Source organism: Nonomuraea sp. AD125B (assembly GCF_041402765.1).
Lineage (GTDB): Bacteria > Actinomycetota > Actinomycetes > Streptosporangiales > Streptosporangiaceae > Nonomuraea > Nonomuraea bangladeshensis.
This window is the reverse complement of record NZ_JBGLOU010000005.1, coordinates 298131-324196: the sequence shown is the minus strand read 5'-3', so window position 1 is coordinate 324196 and position 26066 is coordinate 298131. Positions and strand designations below refer to the sequence as shown.

Below are 26066 nucleotides of genomic sequence, written 5' to 3'. Positions count from 1 at the left end.
CGCACCGCCCAAGGAACATACGAGGCATGGACACGAATAAGGGGAACTGCTCCTGCGGTCACGGCTCGTCCTGCTCATGCTCATCCGACTGCTCCTGCGGCTGCAACTCCTGACGGCAGCCCGGCCGGGCCGCGGCGCGCGACGCGCGCCGCGGCACCGGCCCGCCGCCGGAGCGGCGTTCAGAGCGGGAGGACCGCCTCCACCTGCGTGCCCGTCCCCGGCGAGGTGATGAGGCAGGTGCCGCCGAGTTCGGCGGCCCGTTCGCGCATCGAGGCGAAGCCCACGCCGGAGCGCCGCGCCGCGGGCAGCCCCCTGCCGTCGTCGCGCACCCGTACGACCAGCGCCCGCTCCGAGCGGGCCAGCGTCACGGTGACGTGCCCGGCGGCGGCGTGCTTGCGCGCGTTCGTGAGGGCCTCCTGCGCGATCCGGTACGCGGCCACCTCCACCGCCGCGGGCAGGGCGTCGGTCTCGCCCTCGGCCACGACCTCCACGGGCGGCCCCGGCTCGGCGGCGAGCGCGCGTACCGCCCCGGCCAGGCCGAGGTCGTCGAGGGTGGGCGGGCGCAGGCCGTACACCAGCTCGCGGACCTCCTGGCTGACCGCGTCCATGCCGCTGCGCAGGTCCAGCAGCAGCGCGTCGGCCGCGCTGGGCGCCTGGCGCAGGTTGGTCCTGGCGATGGAGAGCGACATCGCCATGTTGGTCAGCGCCATGCCGAGCCCGTCGTGCAGGTCGCGGCGGAGCCTGCGGCGTTCCTCCTCACGGGCGGTCAGGATGCGCTCCCTGGAACGTTGCAGGTCGGCGGCCATCAGCACGGCGTGCGCCACGTCGGCGACGTAGGGGACCGCCGTCCCGATCAGCCGTTCGGTGTAGGCGGCCGAGAAGCGGCGCGGCCCCGGCGGGCCGATGAGCATGCGGCCGACCGGTTCGCCGTGCCACACCAGCGGCACCACCCGCGGCTCCGCCCCGGCCACGCCCAGCTCCACCCGCATCTCGGGCCTGCCGGGCCCGTCCACGCCCGCCCCGCCGACCTCGACGACGACGCCGGTCACGCCGAGCCCGTCACGCACCACTGAGGTGACGGCGGCCAGCGCGTTCGCCGGCTCCCTGGCGCCCACCTCGATCGTGAGCCGCCTGGCCAGCTCCTCGGGGCGGCCGTGCCGGCCGTACAGCATGGCGTCGGTCATCCGGCGCAGCCGGGCGCGCAGCGGCTGGAACAGCGCGCCCGCCGCGAGCGTGGCCGCGAGGCCGGCGAGCTGGTCGTAGTCCGACAGCAGCAGCCCGGCGAGCGCGCTGACGCCGAAGTAGACCGCGCCGACGGTGACGATGAGGCCGGTCGCGACGACCGTACGGCTGATGACGGTGTCGATGCCGTACAGGCGGTGGCGCAGCACCGCGAACGCGATCGCCACCGGGATCGCCGCCGTCCAGATCGTCACGAGCGCCCAGTAGTCCTGCCCGAGCAGCAGGAACGCGGTGTAGACGACGAACGCCGACAGCGGCCAGGCGATCTGCCGCCGCCCGGCGGGCGCCGCCCGCCGCATGCGCCCGACCAGCGACAGCAGCCCGAGCACCACGCAGGCGTTCATCACCAGCGTCAGCCCGGCCTGCAGGCTCGCGTTGTAGGGGGCCAGGGCCTCGACGGCGAGCGGGTTGGGGACGACCTCGGGGTAGCGGCTCGTGGGCGGCGCGGGCCGTACGGCGCCGCGCACGCCCTCGGCGAGGTTCACCGCCACGGCCAGGACCGCCACCGGCAGCCACCGCCGCGACGGCAGCCGGTCGTCGGGGGAGAGCAGCGGCAGCAGGGCCGACAGCGTGCACGCGGCCACCGTCCAGCCCGCCACGGCCGCGACGCGCAGCCAGCCGGCGCTCTCCAGGTCGCCGCCGGCGGCCGAGGCGTTCTGCAGCCCGACGGCCATGACGGCGACGGAGGAGCCGAGCCCGCCCACGCACATCAGCCAGGCGAGGCGCAGCCGCGGCCGGTGCCGGATCAGGAACGCCCCGGTCAGCGGGAACGCCAGCCCCGCCGCGTGGTCCGGCACGAACGGCGGCCACGGCGCCCACTCCCGGGGCACCGACAACTGCACGACGGTTCCCGCGACGGTCAGCGTCACCGCGAGCGCGGCCAGCGCCCCGGCCGCCCACCGCGCTCCGCCCGCGTCCGAGCCAGCCCGCGAAGCGGATAGCGTGTCCGTCACCGTGCCCGTCCCGTCTGCCTGGGGAAGCCGCACGTCATCCCCGGTCCTGCCGGCCACCATCGTACGACGCCGCAGATTAGGACGATCTACCGTGTTCTCGGCCGGAGATTCCCTGGTTACACTCCAGTCCGGAGCCCAGCCGCCCCCACCGGGGCGGACGCTCCGCTCGTCACCCACCGGGGAGGGGTCGCTCTCTTCGGCATGCCTTCGCGCCGGGTGACGCGACGCCTCCGCGAGCGGGCAGGACGAGGTCCACGCAGCCCCTCGACGAGGAGGTTCTCGTGTCATCCAGCGCCCAGTTACCCCGTGTGCGCAGGCTCGTGGCGGTCGCCGCGGGCCTGAGCGCCGTCCTGGCCCTGAGCCCGGCGGCGCTCGCCACCCCGCAACCGTCACCGTCGCCGCCCGGGAAGTGGACGGCCATCCCGCTCACCGGCGCCGAGCTGGTGGACGGCGCCAAGTCCCCGTCCGGCAAGCTCGCCAAGAGCGACGCCGCCCTGCTCCGCGGCACGTCCACGAAGCCCGTCAACGTCGTCGTCAAGCTCGACTACGACTCGCTCGCCGCCTACCGCGGCGGCCTGCCCGGCCTGCCCGGCACCAGCCCCGCCGTCACCGGCAAGGCCCTGGACACCGGCAGCGCCGACGCCCGCAAGTACACCGGCCACATCCAGAAGGTCGAGGACGCCTTCCTCGCCGAGCTGGCCGCGAAGGTGCCCGGCGCGAGCGTCGGCCAGCGCATCAGGACCGTGTACGGCGGCATCGCGCTGCGCATCCCCGGCGACAAGGCCGACGAGGTGCTGAAGCTGCCCGGCGTCGCCGCCGTCCAGGAGGACAGGCTGGAGCAGCTGCTCACCGACTCCAGCCCGGCCTTCATCGGCGCCGACACCGTCTGGCCGAAGCTCGGCGGCAGCGGCACGGCCGGCAAGGGCGTGATCGTCGGCGTCCTGGACAGCGGCGCCTGGCCCGAGCACCCGTCCTTCGCCGCCCGGCCGGGCCTGCCCGCCCCGCCGCCCACGAAGGACGGCGCGCCGCGTGAGTGCGACTTCGGCGACAACCCGCTGACGCCCGCCAACGACCCGTTCACCTGCAACAACAAGCTCATCGGCGGGCGGGCGTTCCTGGAGACGTACAACGAGGTCGTCGGCGGGGACGTCTACCCCGACAGCGCCCGCGACTCCAACGGCCACGGCACCCACACCGCCACCACGTCGGCCGGGGGTCCGGTGGCCGACGCCAACCCGCTCGGCATCAGCCGCGGCCCGATCAACGGCATCGCGCCCGGCGCGGCCGTGTCGGTCTACAAGGTGTGCGGCGCGGAAGGCTGCTACCAGTCCGACTCGGCGCAGGCGGTCGCGCGGGCCGTCCTCGACGGCGTCCGGGTGATCAACTTCTCCATCTCCGGCGGCAGCGACCCCTACAGCGACCCGGTCGAGCTGGCCTTCCTCGACGCGTACGCGGCCGGCGTGCTCGTCTCGGCCTCGGCCGGCAACTCCGGGCCCGGCGCCAACACCACCGACCACCGCAGCCCGTGGGTCACCACGGTCGCCGCGTCCACGCAGGGCCGTACGTTCCAGTCGACGCTCACGCTGAGCGGCGGCGGCGCGACGGCCACGGTCAAGGGCGCCTCCATCACCGCGGGGCTCTCCTCGCCGCTGCCCGTGGTGCTCGCCTCGGCGCCGCCGTACTCGCGGCCGCTGTGCGACGCGCCCGCGCCCCCCGGGCTGTTCACCGGCAAGATCGTCGCCTGTGAGCGCGGGCCCAACCGGGTGCTGAAGGGCTACAACGTCAAGCAGGGCGGCGCGGCCGGGATGATCCTCTACAACGCCGTACCGTTCGACGTCTTCACCGACGCCCACTGGCTCCCGACGGTGCACCTCGACAAGCCGGAGGCGGACGCGCTGCTGGCGTTCCTGTCCTCCCACCCGGGCGCCACCGTCTCCTTCACCCAGGGCACGAAGACGGCCTGGCAGGGCGACCGGATGACGTACTTCTCCTCGCGCGGCCCCGGCGGCGACTTCCTCAAGCCGGACGTGACCGCGCCGGGCCTGCACATCATGGCCGGCATGACCCCGACCCCCGAGTCACCGCTCGAAGGGCCGCCCGGCAACTCCTTCCAGGTCATCTCGGGCACCTCGATGTCGGCCCCGCACGTGGCCGGCGCGGCGGCGCTCGTCTTCGCCCTGCACCCGGACTGGACGCCGGGCCAGGTCAAGTCGGCGCTGGAGACCACCGGCAAGACGTCGGTCACCAAACCGGACGGGACCACCCCGGCAGACCCGTTCGACATGGGCGGCGGGCGCATCGACCTGACCAAGGCCGGCGACCCCGGCCTGACCCTGGACGAGAGCGCCGCGAACTTCGCCGCCTCCGCGACCGACCCCGCCGGCCGCATCGACCTCAACCTGCCGTCGGTGAACGCCCCCGTCATGCCGGGCGTCATCACCGTCAAGCGCACCGTCAAGAACGTCACGAACAAGACGCTCGTCTTCACCGCCACCGGCCGGACGGTCAGCGGCGCGGCCGTCGCCGTCGTGCCGCCGCTCGTCACCGTCGCGCCCGGCAAGAGCGCCAAGATCAACGTCGTGATCACCGCGCCCGACCTGCCCGACGGGCAGTACTTCGGGCAGGTGGACCTCAAGCAGGTCGGCGGCTCGCGCGCGCTGCACCTGCCGGTGGCGTTCTACCGCCAGGAGGGCATCGTCCCGGTCGAGCAGACCTGCGCGCCGGCGACCATCGCCAGGAACACCGGCGAGTCCACCTGCACCGTCACCGTCCAGAACAACAGCCTGGAGGCGGCCGAGGTCACCGCGCTGAGCACGCTCGACGCGCGGCTGCGGCTGAACAGCGTGACCGGGGCCACCAAGGTCGGCACCCAGATCGCCACCGCCAAGGCGACGCTGGCCGCCCGGCAGCCCGACCGGCCGGTGATCGCGCCGGGCGCGGGCCCCGCCGGGTACATCCCGCTCGACATCTTCGGCGTCGCCCCGATCGCGATCGGTGACGAGCAGGCGGTGAACCTGAACGTGCCCGCGTTCGCGTTCGCCGGCCGGACCTACAACAGGATCGGCGTGGTCTCCAACGGCTACACCGTCGCGGGCGGCACGAACGGCTCGGACGACATCTCCTTCACGCCACAGACGCTGCCCGACCCGGCGCGGCCGAACGGCGTCCTCGCCCCCTACTGGACCGACCTCGACGGCACCGGCGCGCCCGGCGTCTACGCCACCATCCTCACGGACGGCGTCAACCGGTGGGTGGTCGTCGAGTGGCGGGTCAACCTGTACGGCACCGGCGACCTCAAGGTCTTCCAGCAGTGGATCGGCGTGAACGGCGCCGAGGACATCAGCTACGCCTACGACCCCGGCAACCTGCCCGGCGCGCCGCCCGCCGGCGCGGGGCTGACCGTGGGCGCCGAGAACGCCGACGGCACCGCCGGCAGCCAGATCTCCGGGCCGCCGACCGAGGACCTCGTCGTGACGAGCACGCCGGGCGCGCCCGGCGGGACGCTGACCTACTCGATGAAGATCAAGGGCGTCAGCGCGGGGGCCGGCAAGGTGACCACGGCCACCTCGACACCGCAGGTCAAGGGCATCACCGTGGAGGTGGACACGATCAACGTCCAGTGACAGGACCGGGCCGCGGGCGTCGCCCCGCCCGCGGCCCGTTTCCGCGCGCATTCCGGCGAGGAGGTTGCGAGCCCTTCCCGCCTGTGTCTGAATGACGACGGAGAGCTTTTCCTGGCGTACGGGAGGAGCGATGGGGCGTGAGCCGCTGAGTCACGGCGAGCGGGCCAGGACGGCCGCCGCCGACGCCCGGCGGGCCGCGGAGGCCCGCGCGCTGATCCAGGACCGGCTGGTCCGCATCCGGGCGGGCGCGTACGAGCCGGGCGAGCAGCCGCTTCCGCTGCCCGGCCACGATCCAGGCGAGGCCGCCCGGCGCGTGTGGTCGGCGGCCCTGCGCAGGTCGGAGGCCATGCTGAAGCTCGCCGCCGCGCACGAGCGCTGCGCGCTCCTGCGGGAGCGGCTGGCCGGCTGCGCGGGCCTGGACGACGGGCCCGACCTCCGGCTCGCCCGGTGGCACCGCCACCTGGCGCGCCGCCTGCGCGTCCTCGCGGGGGCGCGCTCGGCGGCCTACCCGAACACGCGGCGCTAGGCTGGGCGGGACGGAGCGCGAGGGCGCGGAAGGGGGGTCCCGTGGGCCGGTCCGACACGCCGCGCGTGACGATCCACGAGGTGGCCCGGCGCGCCGGCGTCTCCCACCAGACCGTCTCCCGCTACTTCCGCCACAACGAGGGGCTGAAGCCGGAGACCCGCAGGAAGATCGACGAGGTCGTCCAGGAGCTCAACTACCGGCCCAACCTCGTCGCCCGGTCCATGCGCACCCGCCGCACCAACCGGCTGGCGATCACCTTGCCCGCCTCCGCCTACCTGTGGCCGGTGCGCCTGCTCGGCGCCGCCTCGGCCGCCGCGCACGCCGAGGGCTTCCAGCTGGAGGTGGTGAGCGTCGAGGGCGACGCCACGGCGAGGGCCGAGCGGGTGCTGGAGCTGGCGGCGTCGGGGCAGGTCGAGGGCATCCTGTCGCTGTCGCCGCTGGACCTCGACCCGGCGCGGGCCCCGGTCCCCGTGGTCGTCACCGGCGACTACGACGACAACCTGCGCGGCGTCAACGAGCTGGCCGACGCCTCCCCGGTCGCCGAGATCATCGACTACCTCGCGGGGCTCGGCCACCGGGTCTTCCTGCACATCGCGGGCTCGCAGAGCTTCGCCTCCGCCCGCAACCGCAAGCGCGTCTACGAGCAGACCATCGAGAGCCGGGGGCTGACCTCGTACGGCGTCGCCGCCGGAGACTGGAGCGCGCGGTCCGGCTACGACGCCGTCCAGGCCCTGCCCGACGACTGCGGCGTGACCGCGATCGTGGCCGCCAACGACCACGTCGCGATGGGGGCGGTGCGGGCCGCGCTCGCCCGCGGCTGGCGGGTCCCCGGCGACGTCAGCGTCTTCGGCTGGGACGACGAGGAGCTGGGCCGCTTCGCCACCCCGTCGCTCTCGACGGTGGCCGTGGACCGCGAGGTCCAGGGCCGCGAGGCGGTGGCCAGACTGGTCGCCGAAGTGCGCGGCGAGCCGGCCCCCGAGCCCGCCGCGCGCCCGCTCAACCAGGTCATCGTCCGCGAGTCCGCGGGCCCGCCACCGCGCCAGGTCAGTCCGGGACAGGGGCCCATGTCTTGAGCCGGCCGCACATGCCGAAGGCGCGTGGGCCCGGGCGGGGGGTGGTGCGGACCACGGTGGCCTGGCCGAGGTGGGCCGGGTCGCCGTCGGCGAGGGCCGCGAGCTGGGCGCGGGTGCGCTCGGTCTCGGCCGCGACGGTCTCGTTCCACAGCGCCGTCCACGCCTCCACCCGGGGCCGGACGAGGTCGGCGGCGAGCCGGTGCAGGTCCGCCAGCGCCGCGCCGCCCCGCCGCCCGACGTCGTCGACGAGCTGCCCGAAGCCGGCGATCGCGAGGTCGCGCCGGGCGCGGGCGGCCGCGGCCAGCTCGGCCTCCGACCCGCCGGCGGGGAGCGTGGCGGCGGCCAGGTACGCCTCGCGGTCGCGCAGCACCTCCGCCGGAAAGGTCAGCACGGCGTCCCCGGCCTCGGGCAGCCCCGCGTTCTGCATGACCACCACCAGCCGCAGCCCCTCCTCGTTGACCAGCCGGTGCACGGTGCCGGGGGAGAACCACAGCACCGAGCCCGGCTCAAGCCGGTCCCTAGCGAAGCCGGCGGCGCTCAGCGTGTGGACCTCGCCGCGGCCCTCGGTCACGACGTACGCCTCGGTGGAGACGGTGTGCAGGTGCGGGGTGCCGCCGTGCCCGCCGTCCGGGCACGCCCAGTCGTAGACGCACAGGTCGCTGATCGCGGTGCCGCCGGGGAAGAGCGGGGTCACAGCGCGAACTCCTCGCCCAGCTCGTCCAGCTCGGCCCGCTCGCACACGTGGTCGACGAAGACGTGCCGGTGCGCGAGTTCGAGCGTGCCGCCGGGGGCCAGCGCGATCTCCTCGTCGAAGGAGGGGGAGGGGCTGATCACGGCGAACGGCTCCCGCCGCACGAACCACTTGATCGGCACGGCCGCGCTGGAGCGCCCGGCGAGGACGAGCACGGTGGCGCCGCCGTCGATCTCGTCGTGCTGCCCGGCCATGGCCAGCCAGTCGGCCTGCTCGCCCATCATCTCGGGGCCGCCGCGCCCGCCGGCCGCGAGGATCGTGCCGCCGGTGAAGGAGCGGGGGCCGCGCCAGCAGAAGCCCGCGTACCCGGCGAGGGGGCGGCCGTGCGTGGTGGGGCTGCCGAAGTCCAGGACGCCGCCGCGGACGTTGCGCAGCTCGGTGGCGAAGTCCAGCGCCCAGAGCCCGCGCCCGGGGTCCACTCCGTGAAAGGCCAGCCGCCGCCGCTCGGTGATCCAGTGCTCCCCGGCCGAGGTCACCCAGTGCAGGGTCTCCTCGACGGTGACCCGGTCGCCGTCGGCGGAGACGGCGGTGAACTCCACGTGGCGCATCTGCCCCAGGTTGTCCTCCATCTGGTAGTCACGCTCCGCCGAGTACGTGGGCCCGCCCCAGAAGTTCTGCCCCGACAGGTGGGCCCAGGTCATCTGGAGACCCTTGTGCCAGCGGTGGTCCCAGGGCCGGTAGGACGACAGGGGCGCGCCGCTGAGGCTGCGCAGGGGATGCAGGTAGGGCTTGGGCGCCTCGGCCTGGGGGGCGTCGGGCCGGTGGACGTAACGGGCGATCTCCACCTCGCCGGCGGTGACGGCGAGGGCCGTGCCCTCGTCGCGGACGCCCAGCTCGCGGTCAGTCACGGTCGCTGCTCTCCTCGTGCTCGTCACGGCGCAGGACGGCGGCGGCGCGGGCCGGGTCGCCGCCGTTGAGCGCGTGGTAGAAGGGATTCGGCGGGCCGAGCTCGGCCCGGGTCACGGGACGGCCGGTGAAGGCCGACTGGTACATCCCGGTGATCAGCTCCATCACCCTGCGCCCGTCGGCCCCGGACGCGGGCGGGCGCTCGCCCGCGCGCATGGCGGCGAGCACCTCGGCGAGCTGCGCCCGGTGCGAGCTGGGCACGTCCTCCTCCGGCGGCCAGCCGGCGATCCTGTCCTGGTCGGTGACGTGCGGCGCGGGGGTCCAGCGCCAGTGGGAGTTGTCGTAGCCGTACAGGTGCTCGACCTCGACCGTGGCGTCGGTGAAGTCGAAGCGCAGGTAGCTCGTCTCACGCGGGGACAGGACGCTGTTGACGATCGAGCCGATGGCGCCGTTCGCGAACCTGACGATGGCGAACGAGACGTCCTCGGTCTCGGTGCGGCGGCCGAGCGTGGCCGCCACGGCGTGCACCTCGTCCCAGTCGCCGAGCAGGTCGAGCAGCAGGTCCATCTGGTGGATGCCGTGGCCCATGGTGGGGCCGCCGCCCTCGGTCGCCCACTTCGCGCGCCAGGGCACCTCGAAGTAGTCGTGGCCGCGGTACCAGAGCGTGTTGCAGACGGCGACGTGCGGCCGGCCGAGCTCGCCCGTGGCGAGGTGCCGGCGCAGCCGACGCGCGGCGCTGCCGGAGCGGTGCTGGAAGACGTAGGCCGCGTACGGGCCGCCCTCCTTCTCGCAGGCGGCGATCTCGTCGTACTCGGCGAGCGACAGCGTGGGCGGCTTCTCGCACCACACCCACGCGCCCGCGCGCAGGCCGGCGATGACCGCCTCCCGGTGCGCGACCGGCGGGGTGGCGACGACGAGCAGGTCAGGGCTCTCGGCGGCCAGCATGGCGGCCAGGTCGGTGTAGCGGCCGGGGATGCCGTGGGCGTCCGCCAGCTCCCCGGCGCGGGCGGGGTCGAGGTCGCAGACGGCGGTGACGCGGACGGCCTCGCCCGCGGCGGCCAGGGCGGGCAGGTGGACGCCGCTCGCGATGCCGCCGGCTCCGGCGACGGCGACCCGGATCGGGGTCGGCGGTAAAGGCACGGGCACTCCTCACACCAGTTGAAAGTGATCGATCACTTTTCCGTGCCCAACGTATTTTCCGAGGCCGCGGCCTGTCAACGACTCATCCCGATAAATGAGTGGAACGAGTGAGTACTCGCTCATTACACTCCTCCCCATGACGAAACGGCGAAGAGTGCCGGCCATGGCGCCGGAAGCCCGTCGTGCCGTGCTCATCGCCGCCACGGTTCCCCTGCTGCGCGCGCACGGCACCGCGCTCAGCACCCGGCAGATCGCCGAGGCCGCGGGCGTGGCCGAGGGGACGATCTTCGGTGTCTTCCCCGACAAGGCCTCGCTGCTGCGGGCGGCGCTGATGAGCGCGTTCGACCCGGAGCCCGCCGTGGAGGCGCTGAAGGCCATCGATCCGGCGCTCGACCTGCGCGAACGCCTGTGCAGGGCGGTCACCCTGCTGCGCGAGGGCATGAACGCCAACGCCCGGCTCATGGCCGCCCCGCGCGAGCTGATGACCGAGGACGCCGAGTTCCACAAGCGGATGTTCGACTCCCGCAACCGCATCGCGGACGGCCTCGCCGCCCTCATGGAGCCCGACCGCGACCGTCTGCGCCGCGCTCCCGAGGCCGCCGCGCACCTGCTGCTCATGCTGGTCGCGGTGCGCGTGCACCACGGCCTCGCCATGGGCGACTTCGGTGACATGGACGACGCGGAGACCGTCTCCGTCCTGCTCGACGGGCTGCTCGTGCGGCCCTTACCCACCCCACCCACAGAAAGCGCCCCTTGATGCTGCTCCGCCTCCTGCGGGTCCAGCTCAGGCCGTACGGGAAAGAGATCACGCTCGTCGTCCTCTTCCAGTTCGTGCAGACGCTGGCCACGCTCTATCTCCCCACACTGAACGCCGACATCATCGACGACGGCGTCGTCAAGGGCGACACCGCCTACATCATGCGCGTCGGGCTGGTGATGCTCGGCGTGACGCTCGTGCAGGTCATCTGCTCGATCGTCGCCGTCTACTACGGCGCCCGCACCTCCATGGCCCTCGGCCGCGACATGCGGGCCGCGATCTTCCACCGGGTGCAGGCCTTCTCCGTCCAGGAGGTCAACAAGTTCGGGGCGCCGTCCCTGATCACCCGGACCACCAACGACGTGCAGCAGATCCAGCTGCTCGTCCTCATGACCTTCACCATGATGGTCGCGGCGCCGATCATGTGCGTCGGCGGCATCGTGCTGGCGCTCAACCAGGACGTCGCGCTGTCGTCGCTGCTGCTGGTCGCGCTGCCGCTGATGATCGTCATCGTGGCGCTGGTCGTCGCGCGCATGCGGCCGCTGTTCCGTACGATGCAGGAGCGCATCGACCGCATCAACCAGGTGCTGCGCGAGCAGATCACCGGCATCAGGGTCATCCGCGCCTTCGTGCGCGACACCCACGAGCACGAGCGCTTCGGCGTCGCCAACGACGAGCTGACGGACGTCTCGCTGCGCGTCGGCCGGCTGATGGCGCTGATGTTCCCCACCGTCATGCTGGTCGTCAACCTCTCCAGCGTCGCCGTCGTCTGGTTCGGCGGCCACCGCATCGCCGGCGGGGACATGGAGGTCGGCGCGCTCACCGCGGTGATCTCCTACCTCATGCAGATCCTCATGTCGGTCATGATGGCGATGTTCATGTTCATGATGATCCCGCGCGCCGAGGTGTGCGCCGAGCGCATCGAGGAGGTGCTGGGCACCGAGCCCACCGTGCGCCCGCCGGCCGAGCCCGTCACGCCGGAGCGCCGCATCGGCGAGCTGGAGCTGCGCTCGGTCGACTTCCGCTACCCCGGCGCCGAGGAGCCGGTGCTGTCCGGCGTGAGCTTCACGGCCCGGCCCGGCCGCACCACCGCGATCATCGGCAGCACCGGCAGCGGCAAGACCACCCTGCTCAACCTCATCCCGCGGCTGTTCGACGCGAGCGCCGGCGAGGTGCTGGTCGACGGCGTCAACGTACGCGAGCTCGACCCGGCCGCGCTCTCCCGCGCGGTCGGCCTGGTCCCGCAGACGCCCTACCTGTTCTCCGGCACCGTCGCCTCCAACCTGCGCTACGGCCGCCCCGACGCCACCGACGAGGAGCTGTGGCGCGCCCTGGAGATCGCCCAGGCCCGCGACTTCGTCGAGGCCATGCCCGGCGGCCTGGAGGAGCCCATCTCCCAGGGCGGCACCAACGTCTCCGGCGGCCAGCGCCAGCGCCTGGCCATCGCCAGGACCCTCGTGCACCGGCCCGAGATCTACCTGTTCGACGACTCCTTCTCCGCCCTCGACTACGCCACCGACGCCCGGCTGCGGGCCGCGCTCACCGAGGAGATCGCCGACGCCACGATCGTCATCGTCGCCCAGCGCGTCAGCACGATCCGCGACGCCGACCGCATCCTCGTGCTCGACGACGGCCGCCTGGTCGGCACCGGCACCCACGCCGAGCTGATGGACGACTGCCCGACGTACCGGGAGATCGTGCTGTCCCAGCTCACCGAACAGGAGGCAGCATGACCGCCGCGCAGGCGCCCGCGCGCCGCCCGCAACCCGCGTTCGGCCCCGGCCGCATGATGAGCGGGCCCGCCGAGAAGCCCTCCGACTTCCGCGGGACGCTCCGCAACCTGATGCTGCTGCTGCGCCCGGAACGCAGGCTGCTCGCCGTCGTCCTCGCCCTCGGCACCGCCAGCGTCGCGCTGACCGTGGCCGGGCCCAAGATCCTCGGCCGGGCCACCGACCTGATCTTCTCCGGCATCATCGGCGCCCAGCTCCCCGCCGGCGTCACCAAGGAGCAGGCCGTGGCCGGGCTGCGCGCCCGCGGCCAGGACACCTTCGCCGACATGGTCGCGGCCATGCACGTGGTGCCCGGCCAGGGCATCGACTTCGACGCGCTCGCGTACGTGCTGGCCTGGGCGCTCGCGGTCTACGTGCTGGCGGGGCTGCTCGGCGTCGCCCAGTTCCGGCTGACCACGACGGTCGTGCAGCGGGCCGCGTACCGGCTGCGCGAGCGGATCGAGACCAAGCTGTCCCGGCTGCCGCTCAGCTACTTCGACGGCCAGCCGCGCGGCGAGGTGCTGAGCCGCGCCACCAACGACACCGACAACATCGCCCAGTCGCTCCAGCAGACGATGAGCCAGCTCGTCTCGTCGGTGCTGACCGTGGTCGCGGTGCTCGCGATGATGTTCTGGATCTCGCCCGTGCTGGCGCTCATCGCGCTGGTCACGGTGCCGGTCACGGTCTACGTCACCGCGGCGATCGGCAAGCGCTCGCAGCCGCAGTTCGTCAAGCAGTGGGCCTCCACCGGCCAGCTCAACGGCCACATCGAGGAGATGTACGGCGGTCACACGCTGGTCAGCGTGTTCGGCCGGCAGCGCGAGGCCGCCGAGACCTTCGACCGGCACAACGACGCCCTGTACGACTCCAGCTTCCGCGCCCAGTTCATCTCCGGCGTCATCCAGCCGGCGATGATGTTCATCGGCAACCTCAACTACCTGCTGGTCGCCGTGGTCGGCGGGCTCAAGGTGGCCTCGGGCTCGATCTCGCTGGGCGACGTGCAGGCGTTCATCCAGTACTCGCGCCAGTTCAGCCAGCCGCTCATGCAGGTGGCCGGCATGGCGGCCCTGGTGCAGTCGGGCGTCGCCTCGGCCGAGCGCGTCTTCGAGCTGCTGGAGGCCCCCGAGCAGTCGCCGGAGCCCGCCCAGCCGGCCCGCCCCGAGCAGGTCAGGGGCCGGGTGGCGTTCGAGGACGTGTCCTTCCGCTACGACCCCGAGCGGCCGCTGATCGAGAACCTGTCGCTCACCGTCGAGCCCGGACAGACGGTCGCCATCGTGGGCCCCACGGGAGCGGGCAAGACCACGCTGGTCAACCTCATCATGCGCTTCTACGAGGTGACCGGCGGCCGCATCACGCTCGACGGCGTCGACATCGCCACGATGTCCCGCGAGGAGCTGCGCGGCAACATCGGCATGGTGCTCCAGGACACCTGGCTGTTCGGCGGCACGATCGCGGAGAACATCGGCTACGGCGGCGAGAAGGCCACCCGCGAGCGCATCGAGGCCGCCGCGCAGGCCGCGCACGTCGACCGCGTCGCGCACACCCTGCCCGACGGCTACGACACCGTGCTCGACGAGGAGGGCGGCACGGTCAGCGCGGGCGAGAAGCAGCTCATCACCATCGCCCGCGCGTTCCTGTCCGACCCGGCGATCCTCATCCTGGACGAGGCCACCAGCTCGGTCGACACCAGGACCGAGGTGCTCATCCAGCGGGCGATGAGCACCCTGCGCGAGGGCCGTACGAGCTTCGTCATCGCCCACCGGCTCTCCACGATCCGCGACGCCAGCCTCATCCTGGTCATGGAGAACGGGCGGATCGTCGAGCAGGGCACGCACGAGTCGCTGCTCGCGGCCGGCGGCGCCTACGCCCGGCTCTATTCCGCCCAGTTCGCCGCGGCCGTGGTGGAGATGGACTAGCGGCTCCGGCCGTCACCGGCGGGGCGGGCCGGTCACCAGCGTAGAAGCACGGTGCCCGCGCTCACCCCGCCCGCCAGGCCCACCAGGGCGACCAGGTCGCCGCGCCGTACGCGGCCGGCCCTGATCGCCTGGTGGAGCTGCACGGGAAGGCTGGAGGCCACCAGGTTGCCGTGCTCCTCGATCGTCACCTCGACCCGGCCCACCGGGATCCCGGCCAGCTCGCAGAAGGCGTGCAGGGACGGCAGCGACGCCTGGTGGACGCAGATGGCGGCCAGGTCGTCCCAGTCCAGGCCCCGGTCGGTCAGCGGGCGCCGCAGCACGTCCAGGTCGAGCTTGCACATGCCGATGGCGAGCTCCGGGAAGTCGACGGTGAAGACGCCGATCTCCAGCCCGCCCTCCGGCAGCGGCGTGACCGGGACCCGCGCCGAGCGCCAGGCCGGCGAGTACGCGCAGAACCGGTGCCCCAGCACGCCCGGCGTGGTCGCCGCCTGCAGCAGCAGCGCCGTGCCCGAGTCCGAGACGGTGTAGGAGGGGATCGCCGCGCTGAACTCGTCGTCCGGGCCGATCCGCCAGCGGATGGCCGAGCTGGCCCGCTCGCCGCAGGCGATGAGCACCGTGCGGTAGCGGCCCGCCGTGATCAGCGTCTCGGCCAGCTCGATCGCGTTCAGCACGCTGTTGCAGGCGTTGCGCACGTCGAACACCGGGCAGTCCGCGCCCAGCTCGGCGGCCACGATGTGCGCGTTGGCGGGCTCGACGACGTCCGTGCTCACCCCGGCGAAGATGATCAGGTCGAGGGCCGGCGGCGTGTGGCCGGTCTCCTCCAGCAGTTTGCGGGCGGCCCGCGCGGCCAGCCCCGCGACCGTCTGGCCGGGCTCGGCCACATGCCGTCGCCGTACGCCCGTGGCGTGCTCGATCAGGCCGCGCGGCACGTGCGCCCCAGGATTGCGGGCGGCGAGCTCCTCCTCCAGCTCGGCACTGGTGAGCGTCCGCTCCGGCAGGTGAACGGCCACCCCGGCCACGTGGGCGTAGCGCATGCCCATTCCCCCCTTGTGTCCCCGTGGACGCCCACCCTAGGGAGCGCGCCGGAGGCCGCCGGGACCGCGCACCGCCGACCGGGCAGACTTGATCAATTCCTTAACGGCGGACCTCGCGTCACAAGTGATCATCTTTCCTGCCATCGGCCAGGCTAGGCGGCACGGCCATCACGCTGACCTGCGCGAAAGGGAGCCCGACGTGAGCGACGAAGAGATCCTGGCGGTGGTGCGCGAACGCTGCGCGCACATCCTCAAGGTCGATCCCATGAGGGTCACCGAGGACGCCCTGCTGCGCGAGGACCTGGAGGCCGACAGCCTCGACCTGGCCGAGCTGCACGTCACGCTGGAGGACGAGTGGGGGCCGCTGCCGCGTGAGGCCTTCGCCGACGTACGGACCGTGGGCGACGTGCTGGCCCGCGCCCGCGAGCTGGCGCCGGAGCGTCTGGGATGAGCCCGGCGACCGGCGGCGGGGCGGCGGCAAGGCCGCGCGCCCGGGTGGCCGTCACCGGGCTGGGCGTGCGCACCCCGGCCGGCGCGCACCCCAAGGAGCTGTGGGACGCGCTGCTCGCCGGCCGCTCCACCGCGCGCCGCATCACCTCCTTCGACACCGAAGGGCTCGGCGCCACGTTCGCCTGCGAGGTCACCGGCCTGGACGTCGAGGGCTACCTGACGCCCAAGCAGGCCTCCCGCCTGGACCGCGTGGCGCAGCTCGCGGTCTGCGCGGCCGGCGACGCGATGGACGACGCCGTGGACGACGCGGGACCGGTGCGCACGCCGCCCGAGCGGCAGGCCGTCGTCACCGGCAGCGGCTTCGGCGGCGCCCTGACCTACGAGGCCGGGCTGCTCTCCGGCCGCCACGCGGGCCGCGGCAACCCCGGCCCGCTGCACGTCCCGATGGTCATGCACAACGCGATGGCGGCCGCGATCAGCATCCGCCACGGGATCCTCGGCCCCAGCCTGTCCGTGGCCACCGCCTGCGCCTCCGGCGCCCACGCCATCGCCGAGGCCACCCGGCTGGTCCGCGACGGCACCGCCGACCTGGTCATCGCCGGCGGCGCCGAGGCGTCCATCACGCCGTCCGTGCTGCTGGCCTTCGAACGCTGCCGCGCCCTTTCGCTGCGCAACGACGCGCCGGAACGGGCCAGCCGGCCCTTCGACCGGGACCGCGACGGGTTCGTGCTGGCGGAGGGGGCCGCGTTCGTCGTCCTGGAGAACCTGGAGCACGCCCTCGCCCGGGACGCCCACATCTACGGTGAGCTGTCGGGGCTCGGGTTCTCCTCCGACGCCCACCACATCACCGCGCCGCCCGAGCAGGGCGACGGGGCCGCCCGCTGCATGCGCGCCGCACTCGCCGACGCGGGGCTGACGCCGGGCGAGATCGCGCACGTCAACGCGCACGGCAGCAGCACCCCGCTCAACGACCTGGCCGAGGCGCGGGCGATCAACCAGGTGTTCGGGACGGTACGGGTGCCGGTGACCTCCACCAAAGGGGTGACCGGGCACGCGATCGGCGCCGCCGGGGCCATCGAGGCGGTGGCCGCCGTCCTCGCGCTGAACGAGCGCGCCGTCCCGCCGACGGCCAACCTGAGCGTCCTCGACCCGCAGTGCGACCTCGACGTCGTCACCGAGGCCCGGCCCATGCCGGCCGCGCCGGTCATGTCCAACTCCTTCGGCTTCGGCGGCCACAATGCCACCCTGATCTTCTCGCCCGTACCGTCCTGACCACATGCCGACAGACCCGGTCGGTCCAGCTCACCAAGTATGTGAGCCGGGACCGGCCGGGTCTGTGAGGCGGCGGGCTCCGGGCCGGCGGGCGCCCGTCAGGTGACGGGGCCGGGTCCGGGCCGCCGGGGCCGGCGGGTGGCGGGCTGGTCAGCCGAGACCGCCCACCGACCGGCCGCGGGAGGCGCCGCCCGTGCGGAGCAGCAGCGTCGGGCTGCTGGGGCGGGCCGGATCAGGCCGGGACCCGTTGCGTGCCGGGCGTGGACATGTCGGCGCCGGGCACGGGATCGGCCTGGCCAACGCGGCTTCGGGCCTTACACGTCGGCGAGCACGGGAGCGGCGGCCTCGTCAGCGGCGGGCTCGGGAGCGGCGGCCTCGTCGGCGGCGGGCTCGGGAGCGGCGGCCTCGTCGGCGGCGGGCTCGGGAGCGGTGGCCTCGTCGGCGGCGGGCTCCGGTGCGGTGGCCTCGTCGGCGGCCGGGTCGGGCGCGCCGGTTTCGTCGGCGGCGGGCTCGGGCGCGGAGACCTCTTCAACGGCGGGCTTGGGCGCCGCAGCCGCGTCCACGACGGCCTCGTCGGCGGCGGGCTCAGGCGCGCCCGCCTCGTCAGCGGCCGGCTCGGGCGCGCCGGCCTCGTCGGCGGCGGGCTCGGGAGCGGCGGCCTCGTCCACGGCGGGCTCAGGCGCGGCGGCCGGCTCGGGCGCCGCAGCCTCGTCCACGGCCGGCTCGGGCGCGGCGGCCTCGTCGGCGGCGGGCTCGGGTGCGGCGGCCTGGTCGACGGCCGGCTCGGGCGCGGCGGCCGGCTCCGGCGCAGGCGCGGGCTCGGGCGCGGGTCCGGCCGCGATCGGAGCGGGCGCAGGTACGTCGGGAGCGGGAGCGGCGAAGGCCGGGTTCGACGCGGCGAGCGGCAGCACGGCTGTGGCCGTTCCGGCGGCGATGACGGCGATGAATCGGCGCATGTCTTGGACTCCTAGTCACGTTGAGTAACGTATTGCTACGAATAGTTACCGCACACGGATCGCCCAAAACACGACACACCGGGAGGGAGTGCTTTCATGGAGGGTGCCCGGCTCTTCGCCGCCGAGGCTGAGCTGACCGGACGCTGGCCGCATGCCCGTCCCGAGGCCGTCGTCTGCCGCATCGACGGACGGCGCGGCAGAGGCCCCGAGACGCTCACGTACCGCGAGCTGGACGACCTGATCGGCCGCACCGCCCTGGCCCTGGAGCGCGCGGGCGTCGGCGCGGGGACGACGACTGCCGTCATGGTGCCGCCGGGCCGGGAGCTGGTCGCGCTGATCCACGCCCTGCTCCGGCTGCGGGCCGTCCCCGTGCTCATCGACCCGGGCCTCGGGGCGCGCGCCATGAGGAGGTGCCTGGCCGAGGCCGCGCCGCAGGCGTTCATCGGCGTGCCCCTCGCCCACCTCGCCCGTGTGCTGCTGGGCTGGGCCCGCGGCAGCGTACGGACCACGATCACCGTGGGCCCGCGCACGCTGCGCCTGGCCCGCCCGTCGCCGCCCGGCTCCTGGCCCGCGCCGCGCGGGGAGGGCGACGGCCCGGCGTTCGTGGCCTTCACCTCCGGCTCCACCGGCGTGCCCAAAGGCGTGCCGCTCCGGCACCGGCACCTGGCCGGGCAGCTGGAGCTGCTGGCGCGCCTGGGCGCGCTGCGGCCGGGCGGGACGGTCTGGTCCACGTTCCTGCCGTTCGCGATCGCCGCGCCCGTCATGGGCTGCGCCTCCGTCGTCCCCCGGCTGAACCTGCGCCGTCCCGCCCGCAGCGACCCCGCCGCGATGGCGGAGTCGATCCGCGCGCACCGCGTCACCGGCCTGTTCGCCGCGCCCGCGCTGCTGGACGGGCTGGCCCGCCACTGCCTGGAGCGCGGCCTCACGCTGGACGGCGTGCGGACCGTGCTCACCGCGGGCGCGCCGCTGCCGCACGCGGTCCTGCGCCGCGCCCTGCGGTGCCTGCCGGAGGGGGCCGAACTGCTCTCCGTGTACGGCGCCACGGAATGCCTCCTGGTCAGCGCCGCGAACGCGGCCGAGCTCACCGCGACCGCCGGGGACACGGCGAAGGGCGCGGGCACGTTCCTGGGCGCGCCGCTGCCGGGCAACCGGGTCCGCGTCATCGCCGTCACGGACGAGCCCGTCCCGTACTGGTCGGACGACCTGCTGGTGCCGCCCGGCACCGTCGGGGAGATCACCGTGGCCGGGCCGGCGGTGAGCGACCCCTACCTCGGCCGCCCGTACGACACCGCCCTCGCCCGCATCGACGACGGCGGCACGCCCGTGCACCGCATGGGCGACCTGGGGTGGATGGACGAGCGGGGCCGCCTCTGGTTCGCCGGCCGCAAGGGCGAGCGGGTCCGCACCGCGGCCGGCGACCTCTACACCGACCAGGTCGAGCCGATCGTCAACGACCTGCCCGGCGTGCGCCGTACCGCCCTCGTGGGCGTGGGGCCGGAGGGCCGCCGCCGCCCGGTGCTCTGCGTGGAGTGCGAGCCCGGCCTCTCCGGGAGCGAGCGCCGCGCGGTCCTCGTCCGGGTACGCGAGCACGCCCCGCCCGCCGTCGCCGAGGTGCTGCCGCATCCGGGATTCCCGATGGACGTCCGGCACGCCAGCAAGATCCGCCGCCCGCTGCTGGCCCGCTGGGCCGCCCGCGAGCTGGGGGAGGCCGGGCGATGAACGTGCTGGTGACCGGCGGCGGCGGCTTCCTCGGGCAGGCCGTGTGCCGGCTGCTCGCCGCGCGCGGCGACCGGGTGACCGCGTTCCAGCGCAGCCGGCGTCCTGAGCTGGACGCGTACGGCGTGCTCCAGCGCACCGGGGACGTCCGCGACCTCGACCGGGTGCGCGCCGTCGTGGCCGGGCACGACGCGGTGGTGCACTGCGCCGCGCTGGCCGGGCTGTGGGGCGAGCCCGGCGACTTCCGCACGATCAACGTGCACGGCACGGCCCACGTGGTCGACGCCTGCCTGAGCGCCGGGATCGCCCGCCTCGTGCACATCTCCTCGCCGAGCGTCGTGCACGACGGCCGCGACCTGGAGGGCGTGGACGAGTCCGTCCCGTACGCCCGCCGCCACCTCGCCCCCTACCCGGCGACGAAGGCGGCGGCCGAGCGCATCGTGCTGGCCGCGAGCGGCGCGCGGCTGGCCACCGTGGCGCTGCGGCCGCACCTCATCTGGGGGCCCGGCGACCCGCACTTCCTGCCGCAGCTCACCGCGCGGGCCCGGCGCGGCCGGCTGCTGCTGCCGCGCGCCCCCGGCAAGCTGATCGACACCGTGTACGTCGACAACGCGGCCGAGGCGTGCCTGCTGGCCCTGGACGCGCTCGCCCCCGGCCGCCCGGTCGCCGGGCGCGCCTACTTCGTCGCCCAGGACGAGCCGGTCCCGATCGCGCAGTGGGTCAACGGCCTGCTGGCGGCGGCCGGGCTCGGCCCCGTACGGCCGCGGGTGCCCGCCCGGCTGGCGCGGCTGGCGGCCGGGGTGGTCGAGCACGGGTGCCGGCTCGCCGGGGCGAGTCCGCCGCTCACCCGGATGATCGCCGTGCAGGCGACCACGTCCCACTGGTTCGACCTGTCGGCGGCCCGCCGCGACCTCGGCTACGCGCCGCGCGTCACGACGGCGGAGGGCCTGTCCCGGCTCGCCGCCCACCTCGCGGCCGCCCCGGCGGGGAGCTGAGCGTGGACGCCTCCCGCCTGCCCGGCTACCCGTTCGCGTCCCGCTGGTTCGTACGGGACGGCCTGCGCCAGCACTACGTGGACGAGGGCGCGGGCGCGCCGGTGCTCATGCTGCACGGCAACCCGTCCTGGAGCTACCTGTGGCGGCGGCTGATCACGGCGCTGCGCGGCGAGCACCGCTGCCTCGCCCCCGACCACATCGGCATGGGCCTGTCGGACAAGCCGGGCGAGGACCGCTACGCACACACCCTGGCCTCCCGCGTGGCCGACCTGGACGCGCTGACCGCGCACCTCGTCGAGCACGAGGGCGTCCCGGACCGGGGCTGGACGCTGGTGATGCACGACTGGGGCGGTCCGATCGGCATGGCCTGGGCCGCCCGCCACCCCGGCCGGGTGGCCCGGCTCGTGGTGCTCAACACCGCCGCCTTCCCCAGCCCGTACGGCGAGCGCGTACGGCCCGCCCTGCGGCTGCCGTTCTGGCTGCTGCGCGAGACCGCGGCGGGCGAGCGCCTGTTCCTGCGCCATCACGCCTTCGCCCGGCTGGCCACGCTGCCGCCGTTCGGGCTGCGCCGCCCCCTGCCGAGGGGCGTGCGCGCCGCCTTCCTCGCCCCGGGCCGGGACCCGGGGCACCGGGTGGCGGTCCGCCGCTTCGTCACCGACATCCCGCTCAGCCCGGCCGACCGGGCCTGGCCGCTGCTGGTGCGGGCCGCGGAGGGCGTGCGCGCGTTCGCCGACCGGCCCGTGCTGATCGGCTGGGGGCTGCGCGACCCGGTCTTCGACCGCGCGATGCTGCGCGAGTGGCGCCGCCGCCTGCCGCACGCGACGGTGCGCGCCTATCCGGACGCCGGCCACTACGTGCTGGAGGACGCCCACGAACGGCTGGTGCCGGAGATCGCCGCCTTCCTGCGCCGCTGACCGCCCCTTGATCACGAACGCCGCCGCGCGTAGCCTTCCCCCGGATCACCTACAGGCGGGAGTCGCACCTCCATGAGAATGATGACCAGAGCGATGTCGCTGGCCACGGCGGTGGCCGTGACGCTCCCGGCCGCCGGGCTTCCCGCCCACGCCGGCACGAGCGCCACCCGCGCGGCCGTCGCCTGCCCCCAGGTCTTCGGCCACGGCGGCTACCCGACCGGCGCCAACCCGTGGGAGCGGGACAAGATCCGCCAGCCCAACAACCCGCGGGGGCTCAACGACCAGAAGAGCTGGGGCGCCGACGGGGTCGAGGGCGACGTACAGCTCACCCGGCAGGGCACCAAGGCCGTCATGTGGCACAACACCTCCACCAACGGCCTGACCGGCACCAAGCAGAACATCACCGACCTCTGGTGGGCCGCCGGCACCGGCAACCTGCAGAGCCGCACCATCACGCGCGGCCCCTACACGGGGGAGCGGGTCTACACGCTGCGCGAATGGCTCGATCAGGTGCGCTCGCGCGGCCTGGTCGCCCTCCTGGAGATCAAGCCCGAGACGAAGCCCATCCTGTCGAACGCCACGTACGCGGCGGCCGCCTGGAAGGAGATCTCCGACCCGATCAAGGAGCGGCAGGGCGCGCAGCGCATCCTGGTCTACTCGACCGACACGTGGATCCAGGCCGAGCTGGCCAAGCGCCACCCCACGCTGCTCAAGGGCGGCGCGGCCCGCTGGACCGACAGCGTGGGCTGGGAGGAGCCGCCGCCGTCCTGGACCGGCAACACCGCCCGCTGGCAGAGCGTGCTCGACGCGGCCCCGGCCAGCGTGATGACCAACTACACCAAGGAGTACCGGGCCTGGCTCAAGGGCAAGTGCGCCTGACCCTCAGTCGATCCTGCGGCACACGGTCACCGGCAGGCGGGCGGACCACGTCCTGGTGACGGCGTCGTACGCCTCGGCGTAGCCGTTGCGGCCGCCGTTGCACGGGGAGGCGAGCGGCGTGTCCACGTAGACGGCCCCGCCCGGCGTCACCGGATGCGTACGGGCCACCGCCCACTTGCCGAAGGCCGGGACGCCGTTGCTGTGCTTGACGCTCACGTACACCCGGCCGCCGACGGTGAAATCGCCGCCGGCCACCTTGAGGTGACCGGCGAAGGTGTAGGTGAACAGGAAGGGCCGGCCGCCGGCGGCGTGCGCGGGGGCCGCGAGGGTCGTGGCGAGCACGGCGGCGGCGGTGGCGCCGAGCAGGGCGCGGAGGTGACGGTTCATCGGCTCTCCCGGGTGGCGGTCCGTGCGGTACGTCCACCATTGAGCGCCGGGGCGCTTGCGGCCCGCCTGCGGACCGCTGGACGCCCGGACCGCTAGATGATCCCGCCGGCGGAGAGCCGGTCCGTCTCCTCCTGCGTGAGGCCGAGCAGGCCGTGGTAGATCTCGTGGTTGTGCCGGCCCAGCTCCGGCCCGGTGGAGCGGACCGCGCCGGGCGTGTCCGACAGCTTCGGCGCGACGTTCTGCATGGCCAGCTCCCCGAAGTCGGGGTGCGCGACGCGGACGATGGCCTCGCGGGCGGCGAAGTGCGGGTCGGCGAACATGTCGGCCGCGCGGTAGATCCGCCCGGCCGGCACCCCTCCCGCGTGCAGCAGGCCGAGCAGGTCCTGGGCGGGCAGCGTCGCCGACCAGGCCGCGATGAGGCCGTCCAGCTCGGCCATGTTCGCGCCGCGGGCGGCGTGCGTGGCGTAGCGCTCGTCCTCAGCCAGCTCCGGGCGGCCCATCACGGCGGCCAGGCGGGTGAACACGCTGTCCTGGTTGGCCGCGATGAGGACGCTGTCGCCGTCGGCGGTCGGGTAGACGTTGCTCGGCGCGACGTTCGGCAGCACGGCGCCGGTGCGCTCCCGCTGGTAGCCGGCCTGCTGCCACTCCGGCAGCAGCGACTCCATCACGGCCAGCACCGACTCGTAGATCGCCGAGTCGACGACCTGGCCGCGGCCGCTGCGCTCGCGCTCGTGCAGCGCGACGAGGGTGCCGAGGCAGGCGTACGTGGCGGCCAGCGAGTCGCCCAGCGAGACGCCGGCCCGCGACTGGGGCAGCGACGGGTCGCCGGTGACGTACCGGATGCCGCCCATGGCCTCGCCGATCGAGCCGTAGCCGGCGCGGGGGGCGTACGGGCCGGTCTGGCCGTAGCCGGTCACGCGCGTGATGACGAGCCGGGGGTTGAGCTCGTGCAGCCGCTCCGGGCCGAGACCCCAGCGCTCCAGCGTGCCGGGGCGGAAGTTCTCCAGCAGCACGTCGGACTTCGCGACCAGGCGGCGGACGAGCTCCTGGCCCTCGGGGGTGCGCAGGTCGCAGGTCACCGACTTCTTGTTGCGGGCCACGACCGGCCACCACAGCGACTTGCCGTGCGGCTTCTCCCTGCCCCACTGGCGCATGGGGTCGCCTGTGCGCGGGTCCTCGACCTTGATCACCTCGGCGCCGAAGTCGCCGAGCAACTGGCCGCAGAACGGGCCGGCGATCAGCTGCCCGAGTTCCACGACCCGGACGTCGCCGAGCGGGAGTCCTCTCATGGCTGGCTCTCCTGGTGCCGTGGGCCCAGCAACGACGCGCGGGCCGAGAACAGATGGGCCCTCATGACCGCCTCCGCCCAGTCGGGGTCGCCGGCGCGGACGGCCGCGGCGATCTCCAGGTGGTGGGCGGCGCTGCGGTCCATGGCCTCCTTGTCGAAGGAGCCGTACGTGCGCAGCAGCACGGGGGAGTGGACGAGCATGCTGATCTGCTGGGCCGGCAGCGCGCTGCCGCCGAGCCGGACCAGGCCCTGGTGGAAGCCGGCGTTGAGCCGGTGGACGGCGTCGAGGTCGTCCCGGCCGGCGTGCTCGCGCAGCTCCACGGCGACGGCGTGCAGCCGGTCGGCGTCCTCCGGGGCGGCGGCGAGCGCCGCCTGGCGGGCGGCAGCCCCTCGATCCTGGCCCGCAGCTCGAAGATCGACTCCAGGTCGTCGCGAGGGTGCTCGACCACCCTGGCGCCCTTGTTCGCGATGAGCTCGACCAGCCCTTCCGCGGCCGGCCGGCGCAACGCCTCGCGTACGGGGGTGCGGCTGGCGCCGAGGACCTCGGCCGGCTCGACCTCGGCGAGCCGGTCTCCTGGGGCGTACTGGCCGCCCAGGATGAGGCTTCTGAGGTCGTCCACGGCCGACATGTATACAACTCCTTGATCGGCTGGCAGCCTTCTTGGCTCAAGGGTGGTTCATGCGCAAGCTGTTGCATACATTACGTCGCCTTTGGCGGCTGGCGTGGGCCTGCCACATCAAACGGACATATGCATATAAGGCGGGCGACGTGGGTATATGGCTATTGGGATCGAGTGCCCACAGAACGCCTCGGCTGTCATGGCGGCCGAGGCGTTCGCCGTGTGTGGCGACCGGGCGGGCGTGGCGACTGACCGAAAAAACCTATACAAACCGGACATTGAGCCGATAATCTGGCGTCGCTCCAGCGGGGATGCCTGGAGCGCCAACGTCCGACGCCCCCGGCCGCCGACCTCGCCGCCGGGGGCGTTCGCGTGCCGGCCCGCGCCACCTCGTAGAGTCGTGCCGACGGAAGGGCGCGATCATGACCATCTCCACCGCCGACCTGTACGACGAGCGCGGCGACCAGCTCGACTCCTGCCACCTGCAACTGCGCCAGTACGGCGGCCGCCGCGCCTTCTCCGGCCGGATCGCGACCGTCCGCTGCCACGAGGACAACGCCCTGCTCAAGTCGGTGCTGTCCGAGCCCGGCGAGGGGCGCGTGCTGGTCGTGGACGGCGGCGGCTCCCTGCGCGCCGCGCTCATGGGCGACGTCATCGCGGGCATCGCGGTGGCGAGCGGCTGGGCCGGCGTGGTGATCAACGGCGTGGTCCGCGACGTCGCCGCCCTCCGCGACCTGGACCTCGGCGTCAAGGCGCTCGGCTCGAACCCCCGCAAGAGCGCCAAGACGGGCGCCGGCGAGCGGGACGTCCCGGTCACCTTCGGCGACGCGGTCTTCCATCCGGGGGCCGAGCTCTTCTCCGACGAGGACGGCATCCTCGTCACCCGCCCCTGACACCGGCGCCCTGACCAAGGGTCGCGGCCTGCTCGTCACCTGGGCCGTGACGCGCTGCCGGTCACC

At 74.2% G+C, this 26066-nt stretch carries 22 protein-coding genes and 1 pseudogene; 13 read left to right on the top strand and 10 right to left on the bottom strand.

From position 1 onward, the window contains the following. Positions 1–179 precede the first annotated feature (179 nt). Entirely contained in the window at positions 180–2195 is a 2016-nt protein-coding gene (locus tag ACBR40_RS15985) for a sensor histidine kinase (protein WP_371249208.1), read from the bottom strand. A 281-nt stretch (positions 2196–2476) separates the two neighbouring features. On the opposite strand from ACBR40_RS15985, the gene ACBR40_RS15980 reads away from it, so the two are divergent. The 3 genes from ACBR40_RS15980 (at position 2477) to ACBR40_RS15970 (ending at position 7417) form a co-directional block, all read left to right on the top strand. Next, on the top strand, positions 2477–5818 hold the full coding sequence (locus tag ACBR40_RS15980; protein WP_371249207.1) for a S8 family serine peptidase: 3342 nt from the start codon (positions 2477–2479) through the stop codon (positions 5816–5818). Between the two features lie 130 nt (positions 5819–5948). Further along, entirely contained in the window at positions 5949–6344 is a 396-nt protein-coding gene (locus ACBR40_RS15975) for a hypothetical protein (RefSeq protein WP_344204334.1), read from the top strand. Between the two features lie 41 nt (positions 6345–6385). Beyond that, a complete protein-coding gene (locus ACBR40_RS15970) occupies positions 6386–7417 on the top strand; it encodes a LacI family DNA-binding transcriptional regulator (protein ID WP_371249206.1) in 1032 nt (343 codons plus the stop codon). On the opposite strand, the gene ACBR40_RS15965 is transcribed toward ACBR40_RS15970, so the two are convergent. The 3 genes from ACBR40_RS15965 to ACBR40_RS15955 are packed head-to-tail and all read right to left on the bottom strand — an operon-like array spanning position 7389 to position 10154. Continuing rightward, entirely contained in the window at positions 7389–8111 is a 723-nt protein-coding gene (locus ACBR40_RS15965) for a cupin domain-containing protein (RefSeq protein ID WP_371249205.1), read from the bottom strand. The genes ACBR40_RS15970 and ACBR40_RS15965 overlap by 29 nt on opposite strands. Continuing rightward, on the bottom strand, positions 8108–9016 hold the full coding sequence (locus ACBR40_RS15960; protein ID WP_371249204.1) for a PmoA family protein: 909 nt from the start codon (positions 9014–9016) through the stop codon (positions 8108–8110). The genes ACBR40_RS15965 and ACBR40_RS15960 overlap by 4 nt, the downstream gene beginning before the upstream one ends. Further along, positions 9009–10154 carry a Gfo/Idh/MocA family oxidoreductase gene (locus ACBR40_RS15955; RefSeq protein ID WP_344204324.1) on the bottom strand — a complete coding sequence of 382 codons (1146 nt, stop codon included), beginning with the start codon at positions 10152–10154 and terminating at the stop codon, positions 9009–9011. The genes ACBR40_RS15960 and ACBR40_RS15955 overlap by 8 nt, the downstream gene beginning before the upstream one ends. A 136-nt stretch (positions 10155–10290) precedes the next feature. Between ACBR40_RS15955 and ACBR40_RS15950 the strand changes: the two genes are divergently transcribed. From ACBR40_RS15950 to ACBR40_RS15940, 3 genes are read left to right on the top strand one after another with little or no spacing between them, the layout of a single operon-like run. Then, entirely contained in the window at positions 10291–10911 is a 621-nt protein-coding gene (locus ACBR40_RS15950) for a TetR/AcrR family transcriptional regulator (protein WP_371249203.1), read from the top strand. Next, positions 10911–12644, top strand: a complete 1734-nt coding sequence (locus tag ACBR40_RS15945; protein ID WP_344204319.1) for an ABC transporter ATP-binding protein — start codon at positions 10911–10913, stop codon at positions 12642–12644. The genes ACBR40_RS15950 and ACBR40_RS15945 overlap by 1 nt, the downstream gene beginning before the upstream one ends. Further along, positions 12641–14596, top strand: a complete 1956-nt coding sequence (locus tag ACBR40_RS15940) for an ABC transporter ATP-binding protein (RefSeq protein ID WP_344204316.1) — start codon at positions 12641–12643, stop codon at positions 14594–14596. The genes ACBR40_RS15945 and ACBR40_RS15940 overlap by 4 nt, the downstream gene beginning before the upstream one ends. Positions 14597–14628: 32 nt before the next feature. On the opposite strand, the gene ACBR40_RS15935 is transcribed toward ACBR40_RS15940, so the two are convergent. Further along, a complete protein-coding gene (locus ACBR40_RS15935) occupies positions 14629–15630 on the bottom strand; it encodes a ketoacyl-ACP synthase III (RefSeq protein WP_344204313.1) in 1002 nt (333 codons plus the stop codon). Positions 15631–15829: 199 nt separating this feature from the next. On the opposite strand from ACBR40_RS15935, the gene ACBR40_RS15930 reads away from it, so the two are divergent. Together ACBR40_RS15930 and ACBR40_RS15925 are read left to right on the top strand one after the other, a co-directional pair. Continuing rightward, positions 15830–16081, top strand: a complete 252-nt coding sequence (locus ACBR40_RS15930) for an acyl carrier protein (protein ID WP_091083047.1) — start codon at positions 15830–15832, stop codon at positions 16079–16081. Next, the gene (locus tag ACBR40_RS15925; protein WP_371249202.1) at positions 16078–17352 is read left to right on the top strand and encodes a beta-ketoacyl synthase; all 1275 of its coding nucleotides are present in this window, start codon (positions 16078–16080) and stop codon (positions 17350–17352) included. The genes ACBR40_RS15930 and ACBR40_RS15925 overlap by 4 nt, the downstream gene beginning before the upstream one ends. Before the next feature lie 314 nt (positions 17353–17666). Here the strand turns inward: ACBR40_RS15925 and ACBR40_RS15920 are convergent, their stop codons facing one another. Then, on the bottom strand, positions 17667–18308 hold the full coding sequence (locus ACBR40_RS15920; protein WP_371249201.1) for a hypothetical protein: 642 nt from the start codon (positions 18306–18308) through the stop codon (positions 17667–17669). Between the two features lie 96 nt (positions 18309–18404). Between ACBR40_RS15920 and ACBR40_RS15915 the strand changes: the two genes are divergently transcribed. The 4 genes from ACBR40_RS15915 (at position 18405) to ACBR40_RS15900 (ending at position 22812) form a co-directional block, all read left to right on the top strand. Continuing rightward, positions 18405–20027, top strand: a complete 1623-nt coding sequence (locus ACBR40_RS15915) for a fatty acid CoA ligase family protein (RefSeq protein WP_371249200.1) — start codon at positions 18405–18407, stop codon at positions 20025–20027. Then, complete coding sequence (locus ACBR40_RS15910) at positions 20024–21019, top strand: NAD-dependent epimerase/dehydratase family protein (protein WP_371249199.1); 996 nt, start codon at positions 20024–20026, stop codon at positions 21017–21019. The genes ACBR40_RS15915 and ACBR40_RS15910 overlap by 4 nt, the downstream gene beginning before the upstream one ends. A gap of 2 nt (positions 21020–21021) precedes the next feature. Further along, positions 21022–21933, top strand: a complete 912-nt coding sequence (locus ACBR40_RS15905) for an alpha/beta fold hydrolase (RefSeq protein WP_371249198.1) — start codon at positions 21022–21024, stop codon at positions 21931–21933. Between the two features lie 72 nt (positions 21934–22005). Beyond that, positions 22006–22812, top strand: a complete 807-nt coding sequence (locus tag ACBR40_RS15900; RefSeq protein ID WP_344204297.1) for a glycerophosphodiester phosphodiesterase family protein — start codon at positions 22006–22008, stop codon at positions 22810–22812. A 3-nt stretch (positions 22813–22815) separates the two neighbouring features. Here the strand turns inward: ACBR40_RS15900 and ACBR40_RS15895 are convergent, their stop codons facing one another. From ACBR40_RS15895 to ACBR40_RS15880, 4 genes and pseudogenes are all read right to left on the bottom strand, one after another. Further along, the gene (locus tag ACBR40_RS15895; protein WP_371249197.1) at positions 22816–23199 is read right to left on the bottom strand and encodes a hypothetical protein; all 384 of its coding nucleotides are present in this window, start codon (positions 23197–23199) and stop codon (positions 22816–22818) included. Between the two features lie 92 nt (positions 23200–23291). Next, positions 23292–24488, bottom strand: a complete 1197-nt coding sequence (locus ACBR40_RS15890; RefSeq protein WP_371249196.1) for a CaiB/BaiF CoA transferase family protein — start codon at positions 24486–24488, stop codon at positions 23292–23294. Continuing rightward, positions 24485–24823 carry an FCD domain-containing protein gene (locus ACBR40_RS15885; protein ID WP_371249331.1) on the bottom strand — a complete coding sequence of 113 codons (339 nt, stop codon included), beginning with the start codon at positions 24821–24823 and terminating at the stop codon, positions 24485–24487. The genes ACBR40_RS15890 and ACBR40_RS15885 overlap by 4 nt, the downstream gene beginning before the upstream one ends. A 170-nt stretch (positions 24824–24993) precedes the next feature. Further along, positions 24994–25116, bottom strand: a pseudogene (locus ACBR40_RS15880) (GntR family transcriptional regulator); the annotation flags it as partial. Positions 25117–25529: 413 nt separating this feature from the next. On the opposite strand from ACBR40_RS15880, the gene rraA reads away from it, so the two are divergent. Next, positions 25530–26000, top strand: a complete 471-nt coding sequence (gene rraA, locus ACBR40_RS15875) for a ribonuclease E activity regulator RraA (RefSeq protein WP_344204289.1) — start codon at positions 25530–25532, stop codon at positions 25998–26000. Positions 26001–26066: the final 66 nt, after the last annotated feature.